Annotated in this window: 5 protein-coding genes; 2 read left to right on the forward strand and 3 right to left on the reverse strand. The window is 42.9% G+C overall.

Features of this window, described 5'->3' with window-relative positions; all coding sequences use genetic code 11:
• Window positions 1–5: 5 nt before the first annotated feature.
• The 3 genes from ACBR23_RS14190 to menA form a co-directional block, all read right to left on the reverse strand.
• Entirely contained in the window at window positions 6–989 is a 984-nt protein-coding gene (locus tag ACBR23_RS14190; RefSeq protein WP_371117868.1) for an o-succinylbenzoate synthase, read from the reverse strand.
• Window positions 990–1,065: 76 nt separating this feature from the next.
• Window positions 1,066–1,866 carry a 2-succinyl-6-hydroxy-2,4-cyclohexadiene-1-carboxylate synthase gene (gene menH, locus ACBR23_RS14195; protein WP_371117867.1) on the reverse strand — a complete coding sequence of 267 codons (801 nt, stop codon included), beginning with the start codon at window positions 1,864–1,866 and terminating at the stop codon, window positions 1,066–1,068.
• A gap of 130 nt (window positions 1,867–1,996) precedes the next feature.
• Complete coding sequence (gene menA, locus ACBR23_RS14200; protein WP_371117866.1) at window positions 1,997–2,893, reverse strand: 2-carboxy-1,4-naphthoquinone phytyltransferase; 897 nt, start codon at window positions 2,891–2,893, stop codon at window positions 1,997–1,999.
• Window positions 2,894–3,275: 382 nt separating this feature from the next.
• Between menA and ACBR23_RS14205 the strand changes: the two genes are divergently transcribed.
• Both ACBR23_RS14205 and menD read left to right on the forward strand, forming a co-directional pair.
• Entirely contained in the window at window positions 3,276–4,709 is a 1,434-nt protein-coding gene (locus ACBR23_RS14205; RefSeq protein ID WP_371119766.1) for an isochorismate synthase MenF, read from the forward strand.
• 100 nt (window positions 4,710–4,809) lie between these two features.
• Window positions 4,810–6,082, forward strand: a 1,273-nt coding sequence (gene menD / locus ACBR23_RS14210; RefSeq protein WP_371125656.1) for a 2-succinyl-5-enolpyruvyl-6-hydroxy-3-cyclohexene-1-carboxylic-acid synthase, incomplete at its 3' end; no start/stop codon positions are given.

The following is a 6,082-nucleotide window of genomic DNA, read 5'->3' on the forward strand; positions in this document are numbered from 1 at the left end:
TCAAATTAAAAATCTAAGATTGAATGATATTTGTCGTCGAACCAGTGATCAGTGCCGAAGCCTAATGCTCTAGAATTGGGAAACAATTCTAGAGCTAAATTCAATGCTGCTTGTCTGCCTATCTCGGTTTCAAATACGGATGAAAAAACAGCGTCTATAGGGTGGATTTCACAAAATTTCCGCAGTTGGGATGGCGAACCGAGGATGGCTGGCTTGATGACGAAAATTCCCCTCCAGCCTCCCTCGTAGCATTCTTGGATGCGATCGAGATTGGCGACTGATTCGTCTAGGGCGATCGGAGTTTTGTAAACAGCACTCAATGCTAGCATTTTATCAAATTGTGATACAGGTAATGGCTGTTCTAAAAATTCAATTGTTACGGATAAGTCTGGATTTTTTAACAGATTGTCGCCAGTGTTTAGCCAGGTTTCAGCTTGGGAGTAATTGAGTCCACCGTTGGCATCTAATCGTAAAAATACTCGATCGCGATCGCCCAAATCATCCATTGCCTCGATTAGCTGCTGAAAAACCTGTAATTCTTCGTCCATCGCAGCAACACCAATTTTCCATTTAAACGTCCTAAATCCCTGTTGCCAAAGCGTTTGTAAAGCTGATAAAGCTGTTTTTCCCGCGGGCAATAAACCACTGTACCGACTATTTTCTGCCTCGTGTAGAATGGAGGCAGAGCCTGAACACGAGTTAGATAGTGCTGACTCAAAGCCAAATTGACAAGCAGGCAATTCACTGGAAATAGCGAAAATAGTTTCTTTTGAAATATTAGTTGGTAACGATGTGCAAAAATCTAAAGCTTGGTCAAAAGTTTCGGAACCAAACCAGCTCAAAGGGGCAATTTCTCCCCAACCAATTTGACCTTTTTCGTCCGTAAGTTTCAGGATAATTCCCGCTCGCATATCCCAAACACCGTGACTTGTTTGTAATGGACGCTTAAATTTTCGATGATAAGTCTGAAATTGAAATTTATATAGCATTTACTGAATAGGGAATAATTAGCACTGAGATTGCGCGCGTCACTCAGAATTACACAGAGGTTTAGCGTAAGTTTTGTCAATCATAAAATTGTCTCACAGCGCCGACAAATTCATCGATATTTTCAAAATGGATGTTGTGACCAGCTTTGGATACAATTTTGTTATGGGCTGCGGGACATAAACTGGCAATTTCTGCATTAATCCTTTGAAATTTATCATCGTATTCTCCCGCGAGCAAGAGGAGAGGAATTTGATTTTGTGCTAGTTTTTCCCAGAGAGAGGGCTGCTTGCCGGTTCCCATGTTGCGGAGGGATTTGGCTAATTCTATGGGGTTATTTGCTAAACGGGTTTCGATGAGTCGCTCGAAATTAGGAGATTTTTTTAATGATTGGAACAAAGGGCGATCGTACCAGTAGTATAAAAATTCTTGAAGGTTGCTATTTTCCAGTTTTTGTGCTATCTGCAAATCGGATTCTAGGCGGTGCGATCGCTCTTTTTGGGTCTTCAATCCCGGCGAAGCTGACTCCAGCACTACTTTCTCGAATCTGTCAGGAAAATGTAAGGTCATATAAAGCGCCAATCGCCCGCCCATTGAATAGCCTAATAACAAACATTTGTGTATTTGTAAATCATCTAATAGGTGTATCAATGCTAGGGCTGTATTTGACATATTATAGCAAGTTTCTTCGCCCCTGATGCTGGTTTTTCCGTGACCTGGAAGGTCAACTGCTAGACAGTAATAACTTGGAGAAAGTAAGGCAATGATGGGGGTAAAATCTTGCAAATCACCAGTAAATCCGTGGAGTAATAAAATTATTGGCTGTGTGGATTTTCCCGTTAAATAATAGTGAATATTATATTTTTTAAGGTGTTTCATTTGTGATTAATAGAAGTAATTCTGTTGGTAGTCAGGACTTTAGTCATGATTGACTAAAATTTGGCAAAAATGACTAAAACCTTGACTACGAAACATATTTCTATTTTACTTCAATTGGCGATCGCCCGATTTACAAAACAAACCCCAACGCCAGCAGTAAACCGCTGACAAAATGCAGGGTGACAGCAATAAACTTGCAGTTGCTGACTTGTGCTGGCCGATCGTGATTGTCTGTGACATGGCGGCAAAGGTCGATCGCCAATGACAAACTCCCAAAAATCAACAGCGTCCAAATTGGAAAAATTTGCAACAGCACAAACAGCACAGTCAAAGCATAAATGCTACCGCAAAACCACTGCAACAACAGGGCACTTTTTTCTGTACCGAGTCGAACAATCGGGGATTTTTTGCCTGCCGCCAAATCATCCGCAACTTGATGAAAGTGAGAACAAAATAAGATAATACTCGTAGTAATTCCCACGATTACTGAAGCGCCAAAATTAGTAGCTGACCAACTTTGAGTTTGACTGTAATAAGCAGCAGCTAAAGCTAGGGGACCGAAGGTAAAAAAGCAGATAAATTCTCCTAAACCCTGATAGCCCAAACGAAAAGGAGGCCCTTGATAAGTGTAGCCCAGAGCGCAACACACAACTACCAGCTCAATGACTGTTAAGTCCTGTTGCCACCAGCTTATGGCACATATTCCCGACACTCCCAAAGCTAAAAACAGATTAGCCAACCAGAAAATTAAAGCTTTATTTCCGGTTAAATTAACCAAGGAATGTGCTTTGTTTTTATCGATGCCGGTTTCTGAGTCAAACACATCATTGGTGAGATTCAGCCATGCTATAATTAAGATGGCTGATATTAAAAAAGTCGAAAAGATTGACGAATTAATCGTTTTAGTTTCCGCAAAAGCAATGGCTGTTCCTACCGAAATAGGAATCACGGCTACGCTGTACATGGGTGGCTTGATTGCGGCTAGCCACAGTTTACTATTGGGACGTTCAATTAACTTTGTTGTCATTATACAAACTTGATTCAATTGATAGCAGCTTAGTAATTTTACAATTTTATTGGTTAAGTAGGTGTAATCTGTATCAGGTTGAGTGCGTGCAGGCATCGATTCAGAGGCTGTGGAGGTACTCAAACAGTGGAAGTATCCCGTCTGTAAACCTCTGTGGGGCGATCGACTTTTGCCGACTGTTAGGCGATCGATCTATAAAGTTTTGTGTCTAAATGTTTCGATAGATCGCCCCAGAGTCTGTTTTTTTGCCCTAGGGAGTCGAAACCGGGAGGGAAACTAGAAAGGTCATGTTTGGCGATCGCCCTCCCGTGCTTAGATCGAAATAGGGGTTATGGCGGGACAAACCCGCACTCTTGCTGACAAATCTGCTATTCTCGATTTCATGACAGTAATACCGCACCGCGCTAATCTTTTGCAAGACCGCAATCAACTGCATCAGTTGCTGTTAGATTGTCAGCAGTCTTTAACTGACAAATATCAAACCAAAATAGTTAGTATTTCTCAGGAGATTTACCCTCTCGATCCGCTAGCTGTACTGCAAGAGATTTCCGAACCTTGTCAGCGGCAATTTTACTTTGAAAAAAGAGACCCCATTCCCGACAAAAGTTTTGCGATTGCCGCCCTTGATTCGGCAATCCATCTCACAGTAGCAGGAAGCGATCGATTTGCTGCGGCGCAAAACTTTATTCGTTCAACACTTGCCAGTACAATTACGATTGGTACGGAACGCTTGCCCTTAAGCGGGCCTCACTTTTTTTGCAGTTTTGCTTTTTTTGATGAGAACCTTGCCTCTAGTTCTTACTTTCCACCCGCTACCATATTTTTACCAAAATGGCAGATTTCTCGACAACAAGATAGCTGTATTATCGTCGCCAATGCCCTGGTAGAAAAAGAGATAAATGTAAAAAAAATAGCGGAAAACATTTGGCAAACTTTTGAAAAAATTGCATCTCTGCCCTACCGTAAATTAACTAATTATATCCATAATTCGATAGCTTTCAAACAAATACCAGTGAATGATGCCAATCAATTTAAAACATCAGTTAAATCTGCGTTAGAATTGATCGAGTCTAAATATTTTAGTAAAATTGTTTTATCCCAAGCCATCAATGTGATTTCTGAAACCAGTTTTAGTGCGATCGATTCCTTAAACAATTTACGGCTCAGTTATCCTGGCTGCTATGTATTTTTAACCAGTAACGGTCAAGGTCAAAATTTTATTGGAGCCAGTCCAGAACGCTTAATTAGCATTCACAATAATCAGTTATCAACAGATGCTTTAGCTGGTTCAGCGCCCAGGGGGAAAACAGAGGCAGAAGATGGGAATTTAGCCAAAGGTTTATTGCACAGTGAAAAAGATATTAGAGAACATCGAGTTGTGATTGATTTTATAGTCGATCGCCTGTCGCAACTTGGCATAACTCCCAATTATTCCCCAGTACCAAGACTGCTACAGCTATCAAACATTCAGCATTTGTGGACACCGATCGCGGCTCAAATTCCGCCTGATATTCATTTATTAAATATTTTAGCCCAACTGCATCCAACCCCAGCGGTAGCGGGCGTACCGAGAGATATAGCCCTAGAACAAATTCGTCGCTGCGAAACCTGCGATCGCTCTTTGTACGCAGCACCCATCGGCTGGATAGATGCCCGTGGTAATGGGGAATTCGCCGTCGGCATTCGATCGGCATTAATCGATGGCGATCGGGCTATACTCTACGCTGGTGCCGGTATTGTGGCCGGTTCGGAACCGGAAAAGGAACTAGCAGAAATTCAGCTCAAATTACAACCACTTTTAAACGCCTTGGTTTAGTTAATTGTTTATTTAGTTAGAGTAAGTAAAAATGTATTTTGATAATTATTTGGGTATAATATCTTAGCACAATACAGAGTTGAGCTACTCAGATTTAGCAATGCCCATAGATTTTCGCAATACAAACACTCTCTGGTCTTCAATATTAGCAGAAACATTACAGCGCCTGGGATTAACTACGGCTGTTATTTGTCCAGGTTCGCGATCGGCACCATTAACAATCGCCTTTGCCCAAAATCACAATATAGAAAGTATTCCCGTACTCGACGAACGTTCAGCCAGCTTTTTTGCATTAGGAATTGCCAAAAAATCTGGTTTACCCGTCGCACTCATTTGCACATCTGGAACCGCCGCCGCCAACTTTTATCCTGCTATCATAGAAGCCAGAGAAAGTCGAATTCCACTGCTAATATTCACAGCAGATCGACCTCCAGAACTGCGGGATTGCCATGCTGGACAGGCGATCGACCAAGTGAAAATCTACGGCAACTATCCCAACTGGCAAGCGGAATTAGCCATGCCTGCCACGTCCCTAGGAATGTTAGGCTATTTGCGACAGACGATCGCCTATGCTTGGGAGCGGACACAATTTCCCACTCCAGGCCCCGTTCACCTCAACATCCCCTTTCGTGACCCCCTTGTACCCGTTTCAGATATAGCTGTAGAAGCTTTAGAAACACAATTTGATATGGAGGATTTCTTTGCAGGATTAGAACCGATTGTTGCAGGAGAAATTTCTACCCCCCCCAACCCCCCCTTGCTAAGGGGGGGAGTAGGAAGAGGAAGTGGCATAGAACCCAGCCACCCCTTGTTAAAAGGGGGAGTAGGAAGTGGCATAGAACCCAGCCACCCCTTGTTAAGGGGGGGAGTAGGAAGTGCCATAGAACAATGGCAAAAGTGCAGCAGAGGGATAATTATTGCGGGCGTTGCACAGCCTCAATTTCCCGAACAGTATTGTAGGGCGATCGCTCAAATTTCCCAATCCTTAAACTGGCCTGTTTTAGCAGAAGGACTATCCCCACTCAGAAACTACGCTCAACTCAACCCCCATCTCATTTCCACCTATGATTTAATCCTGCGAAACGGCGAAATAGCAGATAAATTAACCCCAGAAATAGCCATTCAAATCGGAGACTTACCCACAAGTAAAGAACTGCGAAACTGGTTAGATAAAACGCAACCCAAACGATATATAATCCATCCCAGCCACCACAACTTCGATCCCCTACACGGCAGAACCATCCACCTGCGAATTTCCCCAGAAAATCTCGCAACAGTTGTCTCCCCTCAAGTCCCCCCCCTTACCAATACCCAATCAACTCAAGTCCCCCCCCTTACCAATCGCCAATCAACTCAAGTCCCCCCCCCTTACC

Source organism: Microcoleus sp. (assembly GCF_041354475.1).
GTDB lineage: Bacteria > Cyanobacteriota > Cyanobacteriia > Cyanobacteriales > Microcoleaceae > Microcoleus.